The organism is Actinacidiphila epipremni, from assembly GCF_012034175.1.
GTDB lineage: Bacteria > Actinomycetota > Actinomycetes > Streptomycetales > Streptomycetaceae > Actinacidiphila > Actinacidiphila epipremni.
On record NZ_JAATEJ010000097.1, the window covers coordinates 1 to 313 of the forward strand.

General features: G+C 69.3%; 1 pseudogene. It reads left to right on the forward strand.

What is annotated here, in order from left to right:
• Positions 1–313: pseudogene (locus tag HCN08_RS34620) on the forward strand (hypothetical protein); the annotation flags it as partial.

Sequence of the window (313 nt, forward strand, 5' to 3'; positions counted from 1 at the left end):
GGATCGTGACCGGCTTCGTCTTCCTGTGGGCGTTCCTGGACAAGACCTTCGGCTGGCACTACGCCACCGGCTCCGGCAAGGGCTGGATCGACGGCGGCTCCCCCACCAAGGGCTTCCTGTCCGGCGTCCAGGCCGGCCCCCTCCAGTCCTTCTTCCACCACATCGCCGGACAGGGCTGGACCGACACCCTCTTCATGCTCGGCATGCTCGGCATCGGCGCCGCCCTCATCAGCGGCATCGCCCTGCGCATCACCGCCATCGCCGGCACCCTCATGATGGCCCTCATGTGGGCCGCCGAATGGCCCCCCGCCCA